Origin of the sequence: Nostoc sp. (assembly GCF_036917615.1) — a bacterium.
Classification (GTDB): Bacteria; Cyanobacteriota; Cyanobacteriia; order Cyanobacteriales; family Nostocaceae; genus Nostoc.
The window spans coordinates 106215-122061 of the sequence record NZ_JBALCZ010000084.1 but is presented as its reverse complement, the minus strand read 5'-3'; the positions used below and the strand labels follow the sequence as shown (position 1 = coordinate 122061).

Sequence of the window (15847 nt, the reverse complement as noted above, 5' to 3'; positions counted from 1 at the left end):
TTTCTGCATGCACTATTAAGTTTTTCTCCGATAAAATATTAAGATAAATATCAATATCTATCCTACAAACCAGTGATTGCGAGGGTAAGATTAAGTAGGAGTCAAAAATCTAAAACTTTTTGTATTATTTGCTGCATAATAATCTAAAAATAAAATTATTTAGTTACAGAATTCACACAAATATCTTGATTTAACACTTAGTTAACGAAGATATTTAAATATCAACTATCCTAATCTGTACTTACCTGATCAAAAGTATTTAATTAGCAATTTATAACGTGAGAGCAGAGAAATTATGGTTGAAGTTAATCTGAATAAATTAGCAAAGAACCAAATTCAATTAGAGTCTCAAAACTTAAAACCAAAAAAAATATTGGTTGTTGATGACCACCAAATGATTTTAACTGGAACCCTCGATGTATTGAAGCGACAATATCCAGACACGGAATTTCTTCAGGTGAAAACTGCACGAGATGCTTTGGAAGAAATAGCTCAGATTCAAGCAAAACAGGAAGATATAGAGCAGGAAAAAGCACTTTTAAATTTGATTGTGGTAGATTTATCTATTCCTGCTAGCCAGGGAATTACTGCGACTACTGATACTGGAATTGAACTGATCAAGCAGCTACTCAAACAATATCCAGAGCAGAATTTTTTGGTACAAAGCAGTTATGTTAAAGCTTTGGTGCGGATAAAACATGAAATCGACAACCATCAGGGGGAATTTGCGATCGCAGATAAAAATTTGCCCGAATCGGAAAGTTTCTTTGACGTGAAAGCTATGCTAGAAAAGCATTATACCGTGTTTTTATTTTCTTTTTTGTTTAAGTCCCGCTAGCTAGGATTTCAGGCAGATGATTCTGTGCATCTTTATACAGAATTGGTATTAGGATTCAGCTATCAAATTAAGCAAGCATAGTTTTTCCAGTTGTTTGAGAATCAGTAAAAGCGATCGCTCTTGGTATTTGTAGTGCGTAGACGCAAAGCGGTGAGGAGGTCGCAGTCTTGTTTACCTTGGGCTGCGCCAAGGCGATTCTTGCTGTTAGCGTAGCCTCTTCTCTACGAGAGGCTATGCCAACGAGTCCTCGATGTCTTGCGATAGCGCAACTCAAGGTAGAGAAGGGCTTGTCGGTAGACATCGCTCTTTTTCGTTTATCTACCCCTAATTTTTTCCATTCGGACGCTGAATAATCGTCTCCAAAACCCGTCGCTTCGCCTTTGGATCAATACCTACCAAGCGCACGTACTCACCACTATATTCTGCCAGAGTTGATTCCAAGTTTGAGATTGCATCAGACTCTGCATCGATGTGGCTATGAACACAACTTTGCCAAGAACCTGTGCCAAAACGCCGCTCATCTACGTGTTCAATACTAATTTTGTAACCTTGAGACAATAATTGCCGAATCTGTCCTTGTATCTCTAGGGTCAAATGTGGACTCGATAATTCCTGTTTCTGGAATCCATTAGTTTTTCTTTCTTGGGTTGCGCTATTGCTTAACGGCTGACTAATTGGTGTTACAGCAGGTGGTGCAGATTGAGAATTTCTACCTCGATTGAGTCGATTGTAATCATCAACCAAATGGGAATTTTCTACCCGTTTTTGTTCACCAACCAGGAAGTTACCAGACTCGATTAAGTGAGACAGGCTAAAATTTGGCTTTTTAAATTCTGGTGGGCCTTCAACGCTGTTAACTACACTCAAGGATACCTGCTCAAAACCTACTTGATGGATGTAGTTGCGGATTTGTTCGTCATAAATGCGCGATCGCAAAGCGCTAAAAAAGTCAATGGACTGATTGACAAAAGTATCAACTAGCTGTTCAACTTCCCGCTGTGACAGTCCATCCGATTCAAAAATCCCCTTGACAATCCCCACCTTGTCATCTCTGTCTGGTTCCCAATAAAATTTCTCCATCCGTCCATCCCGGATTAACGGTGCATAGAGGGTGGAAAAATCATTACCTGTGACGATAATCGGCACACGATGTAAAGGCGTGGAATCATAGCTTCCAGGCAACTGCACATCTGTGGGATTATCAGCAATATTCATCAGTGTGGCATTCACCAACTGCGTATTTACAGTATATTGAGTGCCTTCATCAAAGCGTCCAGCACCCGCATCTAAATCGTTAATCATCAGTACACACATTTTGCCACGTACTTTGATCAGTTCTGCTGTTTCCCGATAGCGCAGCCGAATCAACCGCGCTGGATCTCCTGCATCTGGACTTTCCAATTCGCCGCCAGATATGTTAGTCACTTCGATACCCATTTTCTCGAAGACTAATTGACATTGAAATGTTTTGCCCTCTCCTTTGCGTCCATGAATACCCAAAATCACGGGAACTCGCACGCCAGGAAGCTTTAGAAAGTTTTTGGTGATATGGACAGCCAGTTTGTCCAGAAAGCGGGGAGCGATGTAGTAACCCATAAAATTATCTTTGCCTAGCACTGCTTAAAGTAATGTTAAGTTTTTTTGGTGATGACTGTTTATTTATTTTTTGGTAGAAAAGGGGCGCTACTTACCATAAACGCTCAATTGGATATGCATCAAAAATTTTATCAGCACTTAGGTTGAGTTTACCAATGCTGTGCTTAATTGTCATTTCCCAAACACTATCAATACTCAGTAGATTCTGAGTATTTTCAATTTGCGATCGCTTTCAGTGGGCGCTTTGCGCCATCGCATACTAACGCTGATTCTTGGATCACCCATCACAAACCAAATAAAAATATGAGTGTCCAGTAGCTACCTCATTACATACAGCGTTTTTCAGGTAAAGGAGGTACACAGGTAGGAGCACAACATTGTTCATAGGTCAACTTAACGTAGAAGTTAGGTAAGAGAGAGCGTTATAGGGTTGCCCTCATCCCCTAACCCCTTCTCCCAATATGGGAGAAGGGGAACTGGAGAATTTACTCCCCTCTCCCAGCATGGGAGAGGGGCTGGGGGTGAGGGCAAAACTCATACACTCAGCAGATTCACCTTAAGTTGACACCAATGAACATTGTTGTGCCCTTACAATAATCTGTACCTCACTAAGTTGCAATCTGCTGTATATTCTTTAAAATCTTCTAGTGGTTCATCAAAGTCATCTAAATATAATTACACGTTTTGGCTTTAACGTGTATTGCCCGAGCTAACTAGACGTAAATGGGTTCTATCCAGGCGAGACTCGATTCGGGGAGTCGCTTGCGCGATCACGTACTTTAGATAGTTAGCAGTTGCAATTCCTCCGGAACGGCAGGTTGACTATCAGCAGATTCCTGCACACGCTCAAGCCATTTTTCAGCTTTCGAGTAGTTGTCATGCTGTACCTCTTTAATCGCTTCCTTGAAGTGCAGCACCACGCCCCAAACATCACTAAAAAAGCGTTTTTCTTGCTTCATTTTGTTGAAGAAACTAACAGCTTCAATATGCGATAATCCCCCTTCCGTTTTAGCGATCGCCATAAACACTTCAAACACATCGTCTGCCATCTTGGCATCACCACAGACATAGTAGTGGCATTGCGGATGGCTGAGTATTCGCCAGAGTTCTTCAGCTTTTTCTTCCATTAAGCCTTGTACATAGACTTTCTTGTCGGTCAAACGCGAGAAGGCAACTTCTAACCCTGACAGTACGCCTTGATTCTGCCAGCTTACAAGTTGCTCTCCATAGAGGAAGTCACTGCGATCGCGACAGCCGAAGTACAAGCAAGCATTACCTAATTGTGTCTCCTGCTGCAATAGGGCTTGCCGATACTGGAGGAAGGCAATCAGCGGCGATACCCCTGTACCCGGTCCAACCATCAGCATTGGCGCGAGTGGATCGCTGGGTGGACGGAAGCCGGAGGTGCGGACACTGATCCGAACCTTTGCCCCCGTTTCAAGTCCGGCAAGGTAGTTTGAGCAAAGTCCCTGACGGATTTTACCTGCATCCGTTTTAACTTGCAACACTCCAACTGTGATTTGGATGTGCTGAGGATGAAGCAGAGGACAGGAGGAAATGGAGTAGAGGCGTGGTTTTTGCTTCGGCAACAATTCTAGCAGGACTTCTAGTGTAATTTGGGCAGAAGGAAATTCATTGAACAGATCGACAACGCTGATGAAGTTGTCCGTGATCGTTTTCTTGAGCGTGATGCTGTCGGGATGGTCGTCTCCTTGCCGCAGAATTTCCAACCAGGTTTCCAGACGTTGTTTATCCTGGGGATTTTGTGCTACTGAGTATAGGTAGGTCAGCAGGTCGTTGAATGGTTCGCGCAAAGTCAAATCGAGGTCTTCTAAGAGAACCTGTCCGATGGTTGTGGGAACGCTAACAGGAGGTTTTTCTTCTAATTCTGTACCATCTGGCATTAGATAACGAGCTGTAAAATAGGTGTTGGGGGATACTGAAAGGCGATCGCACAACTGATTCACCAACTCCACCGGATTGCCAGGATAAACTGCAACATGATCACCTGTTTCATACTGCAAATCGGTACCAGAAATATCAAAGACAAGATAGCGAGTAGAACGGCTACCAGGAATCACTTCTTTGAGTAGTTCGCTATTGGCAACCAAAGGTACTCCAACTCCTCTGTCTCCACTCACTTCTACTGATGAAACATTTGCTGCTTCCGTCTCACTCAAGAACGTAACGTTCAGTTTAGGTGCAGCTTGAGCTGTCGCATCGGCGGAGGTCGTATCCTCACCCAGAATGCGGGAAACCAGTCCTAACCATTGTTTGAAGGTGTCGGCTTGTCCCTTGATTTCATCTCCTTTGTGGAGTGGCACAATACAGTTACCTCCCGCCTTGGCGAGTCCCTTATCTACCGAAATTCCGGCAGCGCAGAAGTTTTCGTAAACGGTACTACCAATGCCCATAACGGAGTAATTTAAACCGTCGAGAGAACGTGCAGGTTGTTTTTTCAACCACTGAAGGAACTTCTTGCCGTTTCCAGGTATTTCGCCATTGCCGAAGGTGGATGTGACGATGAGTAAGAGTTTCTCCGATGCCAGGATGTCGGTCTTGTATTCATCCAGCGCCATCACCTGGGGACGGAATCGCTGGAGTTGACGAGCGGCTTTGCGTGCCAAGGCTTCAGCAGTACCTGTTTCGGAAGCGTAGAGAATCAGGATGCGGTCTTGCTTGTTATCGTCCTCGTCGTTAGTGGTGATGAATTTTTCCAGGTCAATACCATCTTCAACTGCCCAGCGATCGGCAGCATGGTGATAGGCTGGCTCTAAGTAGAAGTCGCGCATCTGATGGTGCCAGACCGGACAGGCACTTCCCCCCGATGGGGGTACGACCCAACCCCAATCCCCTGGACACTCGCGTCCTGCTTTCTTCTCGCGTAAGTCGTGCGCCAGGAATTGACGAGAGGCAGATGTGATGGTCTACCATCGTCACCTTCGCTTTTTGGAAGGAGTAGAGGATGGCAACGTTAAGTTCCAATGCGACGCGATCGCGCCACAATGTCTGTTCAGAACTAGTATCGAGCTTGAGAACTTTGGCGATGTCCTCCATCTTGTTGTAGCGGTACTCGTCTAGGAAATCCCGCATGATTTCAGTCTCCATGTACCAGCCATTAAAAGGAATGCAGGCATAAGTGATGCCGCCAACGTGCATTGAGAAGTTGCTAATGGCAGGGACGGCGTACCAACGGAAGCCCAATGATTTGAATTCAGGAATCGCGGGATGCTCGATTTCCACTTCCAAAATCTCATCTCGATTCCAGTGGTACATCTTCGGTTCCATACCCGGAGCTTCAATCACTAAAGGCAAAATGTCGTACTCCGTGGGTAGTTCAGGGGGTTGCCAGCCCAATTTCATAATCGCTTTGGTGACGTCCAGGTTGGCAGGGTCGCCCAGAATGCTACCATCCGGTTGCTTGTATGCGGCATAACGAGCTAATTGTGGATTCCAAATGCGTGGCCCCCAGCGTTCCTTAGGATGTTTGGGACGAAAGACGGTCATGGTAATCTGGATGTTACCGCCGTTTGTAGCGGACTGTAGGTGTTCTTGGAGTTCACGGAACATCTCATCAGGGTCGGTAACGTGGCGGCGATCGCGGATCACCATATTATTCCACTGAATCCGCCCCACACACTTGGATGCATTGCGCCATGACACTTGTGCCCCATATGCCACTTCTTCATACGTGTGGGTATAGGTTCCGGTGGCGTGTACTTCCTGTTGAATTTCTGCCCAGCGTCGTGCCCTGTCCTCCAATTCCCATGCCTGCTCAGTGGCGATTAGCTCCAGGTACTGCTTGGCTTTTTTGAGCAATCGTTCCTCATTCAGCTTGGGCAGCTTGATTACATTCACAGCGCGATCAATTAACGTCTGCCATCCCTGCCGTAACTCTGGCGTGAAGTCGGGTAGGTGCCGCTCAAATAAGGTAAACATAGCATCCGTTATTGCCGGATAAGCACAAGATGGCACCCCTGCACTGATATGTACCTGCCCTAAGAAGCGCAACTCTCGGATCATCTCATTACTGCTGCCGCTTCTTAGGGATTGGACGAGAAATTCCAATGCCTGAAACAGGTGTAGAGACAGATAATCCATGTCTGCTCGTCCAAAAATCGGCAATACAAAAGGATATTTATCAAACAGGATTTGATAAAACTCCATCCCCATAACTTGCTTATTCTGGCTGAACACCTGCCAAGATCCGATCATCTTTTGCAGCATTTCTGGGGGCAATGCCCGATTGTAGCGGTGAATTGCCTCTACCATTGGCACAATCACATGAGTATTGAAGAAGCGGTAGAGGGCAGAGTTTGCACCTTTTGCTAAATCCTGATGATCGTACTCTTCCAGGTAAGGAATCGATGGTAGCATCCACATCCACACCTGCCGTGCCTTCAACCAGTGCTGGGGATGCATCCCGATATCGGCAAACAGCGCACCGTAATCCTCAACCGTGTCAAACGAATCCCCTTTTTCTGGAGGTACGCCCATTAAGGGTTCTCCAATTACATTCTGAGTTTCCGGCTGAAGTTGGTGTACGCAGTAATCAAACAACTCAAAGAAAAAGTCATTTACGCTGTTAATTGCTTCCCCGAAGATGTACTCTAATTCAGGTTCTTCTAGCAACAGGCGCTTCAAGAACTTTTCCATCTGCAATTCTTTCCATGCCCGCAGCTTGTTCCAAGCGTCTTTGACAATCACTTCTTCTTGCGGCGAGAGAGGAACAGATTCTGGCATCTCGAACTCGCCCTCTGTCTGAGTTCCTTTGCTCCCCGTGCGGCGAGTACCGTTTTGATTACCCAAAATTGTAAAGCTGCTGCTACTTCCCTCAGTGCTACTTTGAGTCAGGCGAGTTTTTAGCTTCAATTGGGGTGCCTGGTTCCAAGTTTTAATCGGAAATTCTAACTCAGTGCTGCGCTCTCCATTCAGGCACTCCTGGGTGGCAAACGCGACCGTTCCAGCATCCTGCCAAGGTTGAGTGATGTCCCCTTTCCGGTAACGCAAAGTAATGGCGATCGTGCAGTCTCCCTTGTTTTTCAAATCCACCAACCAACTGGGTTGCGTGCGGTTCAGCAGATCCCTTGACAACAAGCTTTGTCCCTCTTCGGAAACTACCTGCAAATGGCATTTATACTTATAATTATTGTCAGCCGGGAAATCAAGTGCAGAAACTTCGGTTAGGTGGATGATTCGTTGATTGTCATTCATGCTTGGAAAGTCAATGAGTTAAAAAACTGTGTAGTTAAATGTACTGAATCGCCAGAAATTTTATATTTTTCTTAATTTACCCTAATTCAAAGATAAATAATAAAATTTGATTTATAAAGTAAACATAAAGACGCGGTTTGAGAGTTGAGGTAATACTCAAGAGACGAGATCACAAAGCATTAGTCCGATCATAGCTGCAAAAATTATTATGCCAACTTACATCTGGCAATAAGTAAGTTGGCATAATAAAACTAACCTATGTAAACAAATATAACTAGGCTAAAATCCTTTTCCCTCACCACTGCTGTTGCCTTCTGCCTGCCTTATCCCAACGACAAATATTTACGCCGACCTACTTAGTTTATAATCCTTACTCAGGTATTGATCACATCGTAATTAATCCAAATTACGTTCAACTATCCATCGTCTCGGTAAAACCTAGAACCCAATTTAAGCGGTGGTGAGCGTCATCAACTCCAACAGTCAGTAAACCAAAAAGTTTTTTAGAAGCTCTACCATGTGGACATTTAAACCAAAGCCAGGGTTATCACAAAACAGCTCCGTGGTTCACAGCCCGTTGTACAAACAGTGCTAATTTTCACTTAGAGGGTGTTTCTAAAATAAATATGCCTTTGGCGTCTCCCTTTGGGAGAAGACTCGCTAACGCTTCTCTACGAGACGCGCAAGGGACGCTATCGGTGCAGCATCCAAATTATAGGCAATAACATATATAAATAGTTATAAGTGGGCGATCGCAAAATTAACGCTGCCTATGAACAGACAAAACAAGCCAGACTATAATTATCGCAAAAATGATATTACCCCTTTGTCGGGTGACACTTCACAATACAACCCGTAATCTTACCGTCAGTAAACCAAAAAGTATCGTAAACTACAAAAATTTCGAGAATCGCTCTTTTAGAAAAAACTTTTTGGTTTACTGAATTTGATAATAATTTGCAATTAAGATGTCATTTTTTATAAAGTAAATTATCAGGTAAATAAGAAGATTTCTTATTGACTTGTAATATATATCTGCGTTATTGACGACAATCGCATAAGTGATTTAGGCTTCCCTCTCCTCAAATAACCGCGATTTTCAGAGAATTTTTTCTCAACCAGGTGAATTCAGCAAGATGGATGATTACAACTTAGATACATCCGTCACTTGCAAGTTTGCGACAGGTAGCATCGCCCATCAACTCCTCATTGGCTTCGATTTATTTCGAGAGGTTAGCCGATATGAGGGTTCGACTCGTGCGATCGCATCACTTGATCTGTTTAATTCAGTCTACTAATGTCTCAACCCCCGATCCCAGAGATACTCAGTTTTCCATTCAAACTGGCGAACAACGCTTTCGCCATATTGAAGTTTAGAATTTTGATTTTAGATAATTTAGGAGCATTCACCATAAATCAAGACGACTTTCAAACTAATTCCTGTTTGTACCAAGATTGGGAGATATAGGTGATCGCGCTGGCGACCTTGCCAACTCCTACGATATTCCTAGCTATCTTCGCTTCGATAGTTCAATTTTCTACCAACGGGAGAACTGGCGAGTGCAACTGAACTTCCGTAATTTGTTCGACACAGAATATTATCTTGGCTCACCAAACAGCGATCGCTTAGGTGTGATTCCTGGCGCACCTTTCAGTATTGTGGGAACACTTTCTGTACAGTTTTGATCAGCATTAATACTCTCTTAAAAAAAGCAGAGGCACTCAGAGAATAACTCCACGCCCCTTTGCGTAAACCTCTGCGTCCCTCTGCGTTTCAAAATAAATCTAGTAAATAGGATAGGCAGATAATTCTACCTCTCCTATTGCATAAACCAATTAATTAAAGCTTGCTAACTTTAGTATTTGTTGGCTTTGTTGGGTTTGTGAACAATAAAGCTGAGAATTTGGCACTGCTTGATGTTGTCAAAACCCACAACACGGATATAGCTGGTGTTGAATTGAGAACGGCATCCTTGAACTTCGCTCAATACTTCTTGAGTAGATTTAGCACCGAACAGAGGCAGCTTCCACAGTGTCCAATATAATTCTGTTGGCTCAGAAGTTTCGTTAAACTCGATCGCTGGAATGTAACCTTGATTCAAAATGTACTGGATCTGCTTGGCAATTTGAGCGTCAGACAGAGGGGGCAGATAAGAAAGGGTTTCGTAACGACGCTCTTTTGGTAAAGTTTGCATAGCTTTTGATAATGGGTTGCGATTTTTTACTACTAGGTTGACCGAACTAATTGGATAAGTTATCCAAATTCGGATCTGAAGTTGCTTGCTGTTCTGGTTGCAGACTGGGGTTAGATGTGTCTATTTGTGTGATGCGTTCTAAATGCTGGCGACGCTGTTCCATGTTGGCTTGCTGAATGCCAGTGCGAACCATTTCCGGTAAAAATTCAATGATTTCTTCGGCAATGTGTTCTCTGACAGTCATGATTCGCAAAGCCAAATCTGGTTTTTCCCGCAACAGTTGCTCAATGTATGATTCCCCATTCTGAATTTTGCCAGACGAAAAGTTATGCAGCCAAAGTTCTAATGGAGGATTCGTTTCACCTAGCTGTGCCAGTACTGTCCTTAGAGCCTGATAAGTCAGGTAGCTTTGGAGAGTCTTGGCTGTGTCCTTGGCAATTTGCTTAAGATTCATGCTTGACCCCAGCCCTAAAGAGTTATGAGTTATGAGTTATGAATTAATGCAAATCTTAACTCTTAACTCTTAACTCTTAACTGTTAACTCAGATCAGACGGTATCCATTGCTTCAAATTCAAACTTGATTTCTTTCCACAGTTCGCAAGCAACAGCCAGTTCAGGAGACCACTTAGCAGCTTCGCGGATGATATCGTTACCTTCACGAGCCAAGTTGCGGCCTTCGTTACGAGCTTGAATAACTGCTTCCAAGGCAACGCGGTTAGCGGTTGCACCAGGAGCATTACCCCAAGGGTGACCCAGAGTACCACCACCGAATTGCAGTACGGAGTCATCACCAAAGATTTCTACCAGCGCGGGCATGTGCCATACGTGGATACCGCCAGAAGCAACTGCCATTACACCAGGTAGAGAAGCCCAGTCTTGCGTAAAGTAAATACCACGAGACTTGTCTTGCTCAATGTAGTTTTCACGCAACAGGTCAACGAAGCCCATTGTGATGCCGCGCTCACCTTCCAACTTACCAACTACGGTGCCGGTGTGGATGTGGTCACCACCGGATAACCGTAGAGCTTTAGCCAATACACGGAAGTGGATACCGTGGTTCTTTTGACGGTCAATTACAGCGTGCATAGCACGGTGAATGTGCAGCAGGATACCATTGTCACGGCACCAACGAGCCAATGTAGTGTTGGCGGTGAAGCCTGCGGTGAGGTAGTCATGCATGATGATGGGCTGTTTGAGTTCTTTAGCGTACTCAGCCCGTTGCAACATTTGTTCACAGGTGGGGGCGGTGACGTTTAGGTAGTGACCTTTAATTTCACCGGTTTCTGCTTGGGCTTTGTTGATAGCTTCAGAAACGAACAAAAAGCGATCGCGCCATCTTTGGAATGGTGCGGAGTTGATGTTTTCGTCGTCTTTGGTGAAGTCCAAACCACCGCGCAAGCACTCGTATACAGCGCGTCCGTAGTTCTTAGCGGAAAGACCCAATTTGGGCTTAATTGTACAACCCAGCAAAGGACGACCGTATTTGTTTAACTTGTCGCGCTCAACTTGGATACCGTGAGGAGGTCCTTGGAAGGTCTTGATGTAAGCTACTGGAAAGCGGATGTCTTCTAGACGCAGTGCCCGTAGAGCTTTGAAACCAAATACGTTACCGACAATTGAGGTCAAGACGTTGGTTACAGAGCCTTCTTCAAACAAGTCCAGAGGATAGGCAACGTAGCAGATGTACTGGTTGTCTTCGCCGGGAACTGGTTCGATATCATAGCAACGACCTTTGTAGCGATCTAGGTCGGTGAGCAAGTCTGTCCACACAGTTGTCCAAGTACCTGTGGAAGACTCAGCCGCTACAGCCGCACCTGCTTCTTCGGGAGGAACACCAGGCTGGGGTGTCATGCGGAACGCAGCTAGAAGATCGGTATCTTTTGGTGTGTAATCGGGTGTGTAATAAGTTAGTCTGTAATCTTGAACCCCGGCTTTATACCCAGATTTGCTCTGAGTCTTCGTTTGAGCGTAAGACATATTTTATCCTTCCCTGAAATCACTCTTTTTAATTATCAAATCACGTTTTGTGCAACTTCCCCTCATCCCGCTCTTTCCCCCTTCAACCAGGGGAAGATCAGGAAAAATTTTTGTTAAGGGTTGCCTTTAGCAGAGGTTAACAGTTTTTTTTGCGGCGGACACTTTGGTAGCGGTGGTAACCCTCCTCACCAGTGTTCTCACCTTCTAGGGGTATACGACCTAGCGCTTCTACTGTTCCCTCTTCCTACGAATCAAAATTCTTTTTACCTCTTCTTCTCACCCAACTAAACCTTCTCAATTTCATCAAAACTTCCGCGTTTTGCAAGCAGCATTTAGATAATGCCCTCACAAATCAGGGTATTCAGGGGATTGGGCTGGCTACCACACATTCTCGCCTCTACACTCCTTCTATCTTCCCCGTTGATGGAAAAGATACCACAAAAGAATCTACTTGACACAGATTTAGCAGAGTGATCAGCGAAAGATAAAAAATTGCACACCACGTAATTTGTAACTTGTCTCACAATATATCAAGAATTCGATAAGTTATTCTTTGAAAGTTTTTAACTTAACTATATGAATTTGTTATTACAGAAAGATTTAAACATTTTGTTACAAATACTTTACAAAGTGTCATCAATAACTGTAAGGAAGCTTTTCGGCAGTGGGGAGCAGGGAGGAAAGAAGTAATTTTTAATTCTCCCCCTTGCACCCAGCAAGAACTGCCGCTCTGCCTCTTCTGCCCAATCCCGATTGAATTTGAGAAAAATTGCCTATGACGTTTAAAAAATCCCAGCTAGGGGAACACTGGAATTAACCCAAAGCCAGTTTAGGTAAAGGCTATGGGTACTGTCTCTAAAGGAAATGTCACCGTGGTATTATTTTACAAGCGTACTAGTTTATTGATTACTTCTATTTTGCTGGGGTTGATAGGTTTGCCAAGTATGGGATGGGCACAAAAAACCTCTGACATTAATTCATCTGATGTAACCCCTGCTTACCCACCTTCCCCACCGCCACCGCGAGTAGAACCTTTACGCGATGATCGGGGAGTGCAAGAACATTCGCCAGAAACTGATTATCGTGTTGGTAACTTACTGGGAGATGTTACAGGCAATCTTTGGGTAGGTTCTTGGCGGGGACTATCGCGGATTGATCCTAAAACCGGCAAGATTATTTCTCGTGTTAATTTTCCGAATGTTAGCATTGGTGCTTTAGCCCAAGACAAAGTTGGACGCTTGTGGGTGGGAAGTTATGAGGGACTGATCCGAGTAGACGCCCGCACTAATGAAATCACCGCGCAGAATTTATTTTTACCTTCTAAACGGGTGTTGTCGCTATTACTTGACAAGCGAGGTTATTTGTGGACTGGAACTGATAGCGGTTTAGCTCTAATTAGTCCCGACCAAGGCTTGATTATGACAACATTAAAAAATCTGCCTGGTGTCAGCGCTAACACCCTAACTTTAGATGCTGAAGGTCAACTGTGGGTTGGCACCCTTGATGGATTAGTGCGGGTAAATACTGCTAGTGCTGCGATTATGAAGCGGATTGCCGATTTACCAGGGACGACTGTACAAGCCTTAGCTATTAGTCCAGAAGGATTAATTTGGGCGGGAATGCCAAATAATTTGCTAGTTATTAACCCAAAAACTGGTGCAGTGTTGCGGTCTGTGACTCGCCTACGTGGGCGTAACGTGACAGTAGTACGTTTTGCTAAAGATGGTAGTGTTTGGGTCGGGACTAACAATGGTTTGTTACGATTAAATCCAAATACAGGAGCTGTGTTAGACCCAGAAGTTGCTGGACTCCCTTCTAGTCGGGTTCTTGCCCTTGCACCTGATATCGCTAATAAATTATGGATTGGCACTAGTGAAGGTCTAGCTTGGTTAATGCCCAAAACGAGTAGTGCAAAACCCCATATTGCTTTCAGTCGCGCTGTTAAGTAGGGATTAAGTATTGGGTATTAGGAAAATTTATTCATAATACCCAATACTTAATAACCAATACCTAATCCCCAATCCAAAATCCAAAATCCAAAATCTAAAATTGGCAATGGCAATCACTACCCAGCAATTAATTCAATGGAAACAACAGGGACGTTCAATTGTGGCGTTGACCGCCTGGGATTATGCGATCGCTCAACTCCTCGACGCAGCTGGTGTAGACTTAATCCTCGTGGGTGACTCTATGGCAGTAGTTTTAGGGTATGAAACAACACTGCCGATAACTTTGGATGAGATGATATACCACGCAAAATCCGTGCGTCGAGGAGTTAAACGCGCATTAGTAGTTGTAGATTTACCATTTTTGACGTATCAAGAAAGTCTCCAGCAAGCAATGCACTCAGCTGGGCGGGTACTGAAGGAAACGGGCGCTCAAGCGGTAAAATTGGAGGGTGGCTATCCCGCGATCGCAGAAACTATTGCTCGTTTGGTAGAAGCCGGAATTCCGGTAATGGGTCATGTAGGTTTGACACCGCAATCAGTACATCAACTTGGTTTGCGACAACAAGGGAAAACGCAAGAAGCGAGTGAGAGGATTTTACTTGAAGCGATCGCTCTGGAACAAGCTGGTGTATTTTCTCTAGTGTTAGAGCATATCCCCGCAGATTTAGCAATGCAGATCACACAAAAACTGAGCATTCCGACAATTGGTATTGGTGCAGGGACTCACTGCGATGGACAAGTTTTAGTTACCTCAGATGTCATCGGACTTGCCGAGAAGCATCCACCATTCGCCAAAGTTTATACAAATTTGCGCGAGACGATTACCAAAGCCGTGCAAGATTATGCCGTAGAAGTGCGCGATCGGAAATTTCCATAGTAGTAGAATTTGAGTTGAGTCAAAATTGGCGCAAATGCTGAGAGACATGGGTGTAAATCCAGAGGAGTAAGCCTCAACTTGAAGAATTTTGCTTTCTTTGATTTGCTTGCTGAATGCGCTGCCTAATTGCTTCTTGTGCTATGCGAATATTTTCTTCTATTGGTGTACCATCTTCAGTCGCCATTGGGCGATACCATGTTGCTTCAGAGTCGGGAGGATTACGGCGGCTAAACAGAACACGAATAGCTTCATCATTATCTCGTTGTGCAAGTACATAAGCTGTCAGTTAATAGCAGGGATTGATGTTGTGAAATTTGTTGAAGTTCTTTACAAAGACACAGCAGGTCAAGCCCAGAAGCTTGTCTTCCAAGTGCAAAATAGTAAATTAGTTATACTCCCTTGAAAAAATTAATATGCACAATCAATCAATTGATAAAACAGAACCTCCAATCGCACCTCTAAATGACACCTGGGCAGGTAAAAAGAGTGCTGGTAAGTGGTTTATAGTTCCACCATTCGATTTTACTTCCCTCTCTATTCAATTAGTCAATGCTTGGTACATCGATAGCACCATAGGAACTATAGATGCTTTTGACGAGCTAGCAAGAGTTTGGGAAGTTTTCTTTAGCCCAAGCAGTGAATCAGATATTAAAGGAGTGGTGCTGGAGTGGCAACCAGGAAACTCCTATGAAGAATACATTGAACAGGTATTAAAAGCCATAGGCGAGTATCCTGCTGCCATTGAAGAGCTAGTGATGCAAGTCGATCTGCTGGTCTTTGTTCGCACTGAAGAATACCCCCATCAGCCAATTCGAGCCTGGGTGAGATACTTAGGCGAGTTGATGATTCGTGGTGGTCCAGAGTACGGAGAGCCATATCTCTGCTTATCTATGCATCACACACTTTTCTATCCATTTTCCTATCATAACGGCGCAAACAATAGCGAACTGTACTCACTCAATCAGCCGCTACTGGAAAATGCCCTACGACGTTGGGAGGAACGGTTTGGTTCAATAAGCGAAGTTGAGGGTTTAAAAGGAATTTATGAATACGGATTTAAGCCAGAAAAAGAATGGGCTGCAAAATTAACTGATTGACAAAACAACAGATATAATTCAGCCTTTGATTTACCAGTTTAGGGTTTTTGGAGTGGAAGTAAGGGTTTTAACTTCTCCCACTGTTCTGTACCTGTCGTCCTCG

Annotated in this window: 13 protein-coding genes and 2 pseudogenes; 6 read left to right on the top strand and 9 right to left on the bottom strand. The window is 44.2% G+C overall.

Features of this window, described 5'->3' with window-relative positions; genetic code table 11:
• Positions 1-295 precede the first annotated feature (295 nt).
• Positions 296-838 carry a hypothetical protein gene (locus V7K85_RS30705; RefSeq protein WP_334819586.1) on the top strand — a complete coding sequence of 181 codons (543 nt, stop codon included), beginning with the start codon at positions 296-298 and terminating at the stop codon, positions 836-838.
• 67 nt (positions 839-905) lie between these two features.
• Here the strand turns inward: V7K85_RS30705 and V7K85_RS30700 are convergent, their stop codons facing one another.
• The 5 genes and pseudogenes from V7K85_RS30700 to V7K85_RS30680 all read right to left on the bottom strand — a co-directional run.
• Positions 906-1139, bottom strand: coding sequence for a hypothetical protein (locus V7K85_RS30700; protein WP_334819583.1), 234 nt, complete (start codon positions 1137-1139; stop codon positions 906-908).
• Between the two features lie 23 nt (positions 1140-1162).
• Positions 1163-2434 carry a ribulose bisphosphate carboxylase small subunit gene (locus tag V7K85_RS30695; RefSeq protein ID WP_334819753.1) on the bottom strand — a complete coding sequence of 424 codons (1272 nt, stop codon included), beginning with the start codon at positions 2432-2434 and terminating at the stop codon, positions 1163-1165.
• Positions 2435-3213: 779 nt separating this feature from the next.
• Positions 3214-5226 carry a diflavin oxidoreductase gene (locus tag V7K85_RS30690; RefSeq protein WP_334819581.1) on the bottom strand — a complete coding sequence of 671 codons (2013 nt, stop codon included), beginning with the start codon at positions 5224-5226 and terminating at the stop codon, positions 3214-3216.
• Positions 5227-5235: 9 nt separating this feature from the next.
• Positions 5236-5334: pseudogene (locus V7K85_RS30685) on the bottom strand (nitric oxide synthase oxygenase); the annotation flags it as partial.
• Positions 5335-5413: 79 nt separating this feature from the next.
• Positions 5414-6601 (bottom strand): annotated as a pseudogene (locus tag V7K85_RS30680) (nitric oxide synthase oxygenase); the annotation flags it as partial.
• Between the two features lie 2183 nt (positions 6602-8784).
• On the opposite strand from V7K85_RS30680, the gene V7K85_RS30675 reads away from it, so the two are divergent.
• Complete coding sequence (locus V7K85_RS30675) at positions 8785-8946, top strand: hypothetical protein (RefSeq protein WP_334819579.1); 162 nt, start codon at positions 8785-8787, stop codon at positions 8944-8946.
• A 157-nt stretch (positions 8947-9103) separates the two neighbouring features.
• Entirely contained in the window at positions 9104-9334 is a 231-nt protein-coding gene (locus tag V7K85_RS30670; RefSeq protein WP_334819577.1) for a hypothetical protein, read from the top strand.
• A 170-nt stretch (positions 9335-9504) separates the two neighbouring features.
• On the opposite strand, the gene V7K85_RS30665 is transcribed toward V7K85_RS30670, so the two are convergent.
• From V7K85_RS30665 to V7K85_RS30655, 3 genes are all read right to left on the bottom strand, one after another.
• A complete protein-coding gene (locus V7K85_RS30665; RefSeq protein ID WP_334819575.1) occupies positions 9505-9843 on the bottom strand; it encodes a ribulose bisphosphate carboxylase small subunit in 339 nt (112 codons plus the stop codon).
• A 46-nt stretch (positions 9844-9889) separates the two neighbouring features.
• Positions 9890-10297, bottom strand: a complete 408-nt coding sequence (rcbX, locus tag V7K85_RS30660; RefSeq protein ID WP_334819573.1) for a RuBisCO chaperone RbcX — start codon at positions 10295-10297, stop codon at positions 9890-9892.
• 93 nt (positions 10298-10390) lie between these two features.
• Positions 10391-11821 carry a form I ribulose bisphosphate carboxylase large subunit gene (locus V7K85_RS30655; RefSeq protein WP_334819571.1) on the bottom strand — a complete coding sequence of 477 codons (1431 nt, stop codon included), beginning with the start codon at positions 11819-11821 and terminating at the stop codon, positions 10391-10393.
• An 842-nt stretch (positions 11822-12663) separates the two neighbouring features.
• On the opposite strand from V7K85_RS30655, the gene V7K85_RS30650 reads away from it, so the two are divergent.
• Positions 12664-13770, top strand: a complete 1107-nt coding sequence (locus V7K85_RS30650; protein ID WP_334819569.1) for a ligand-binding sensor domain-containing protein — start codon at positions 12664-12666, stop codon at positions 13768-13770.
• Positions 13771-13876: 106 nt separating this feature from the next.
• Complete coding sequence (gene panB, locus V7K85_RS30645; protein ID WP_334819567.1) at positions 13877-14647, top strand: 3-methyl-2-oxobutanoate hydroxymethyltransferase; 771 nt, start codon at positions 13877-13879, stop codon at positions 14645-14647.
• A 73-nt stretch (positions 14648-14720) separates the two neighbouring features.
• On the opposite strand, the gene V7K85_RS36720 is transcribed toward panB, so the two are convergent.
• On the bottom strand, positions 14721-14933 hold the full coding sequence (locus V7K85_RS36720; RefSeq protein ID WP_442940634.1) for a DUF6887 family protein: 213 nt from the start codon (positions 14931-14933) through the stop codon (positions 14721-14723).
• 127 nt (positions 14934-15060) lie between these two features.
• On the opposite strand from V7K85_RS36720, the gene V7K85_RS30640 reads away from it, so the two are divergent.
• Positions 15061-15744, top strand: coding sequence for a hypothetical protein (locus V7K85_RS30640; RefSeq protein WP_334819565.1), 684 nt, complete (start codon positions 15061-15063; stop codon positions 15742-15744).
• Positions 15745-15847: the final 103 nt, after the last annotated feature.

Excerpts from the sequence above, each read along its gene's own strand:
- V7K85_RS30705 (WP_334819586.1), top strand. The coding sequence starts at position 296 with ATGGTTGAAGTTAATCTGAATAAATTAGCAAAGAACCAAATTCAATTA.
- V7K85_RS30700 (WP_334819583.1), bottom strand. The coding sequence starts at position 1,139 with ATGTCTACCGACAAGCCCTTCTCTACCTTGAGTTGCGCTATCGCAAGA.
- V7K85_RS30695 (WP_334819753.1), bottom strand. The coding sequence starts at position 2,434 with ATGGGTTACTACATCGCTCCCCGCTTTCTGGACAAACTGGCTGTCCAT.
- V7K85_RS30690 (WP_334819581.1), bottom strand. The coding sequence starts at position 5,226 with ATGCGCGACTTCTACTTAGAGCCAGCCTATCACCATGCTGCCGATCGC.
- V7K85_RS30675 (WP_334819579.1), top strand. The coding sequence starts at position 8,785 with ATGGATGATTACAACTTAGATACATCCGTCACTTGCAAGTTTGCGACA.
- V7K85_RS30665 (WP_334819575.1), bottom strand. The coding sequence starts at position 9,843 with ATGCAAACTTTACCAAAAGAGCGTCGTTACGAAACCCTTTCTTATCTG.
- rcbX (WP_334819573.1), bottom strand. The coding sequence starts at position 10,297 with ATGAATCTTAAGCAAATTGCCAAGGACACAGCCAAGACTCTCCAAAGC.
- V7K85_RS30655 (WP_334819571.1), bottom strand. The coding sequence starts at position 11,821 with ATGTCTTACGCTCAAACGAAGACTCAGAGCAAATCTGGGTATAAAGCC.
- V7K85_RS30650 (WP_334819569.1), top strand. The coding sequence starts at position 12,664 with ATGGGTACTGTCTCTAAAGGAAATGTCACCGTGGTATTATTTTACAAG.
- panB (WP_334819567.1), top strand. The coding sequence starts at position 13,877 with ATGGCAATCACTACCCAGCAATTAATTCAATGGAAACAACAGGGACGT.
- V7K85_RS30640 (WP_334819565.1), top strand. The coding sequence starts at position 15,061 with ATGCACAATCAATCAATTGATAAAACAGAACCTCCAATCGCACCTCTA.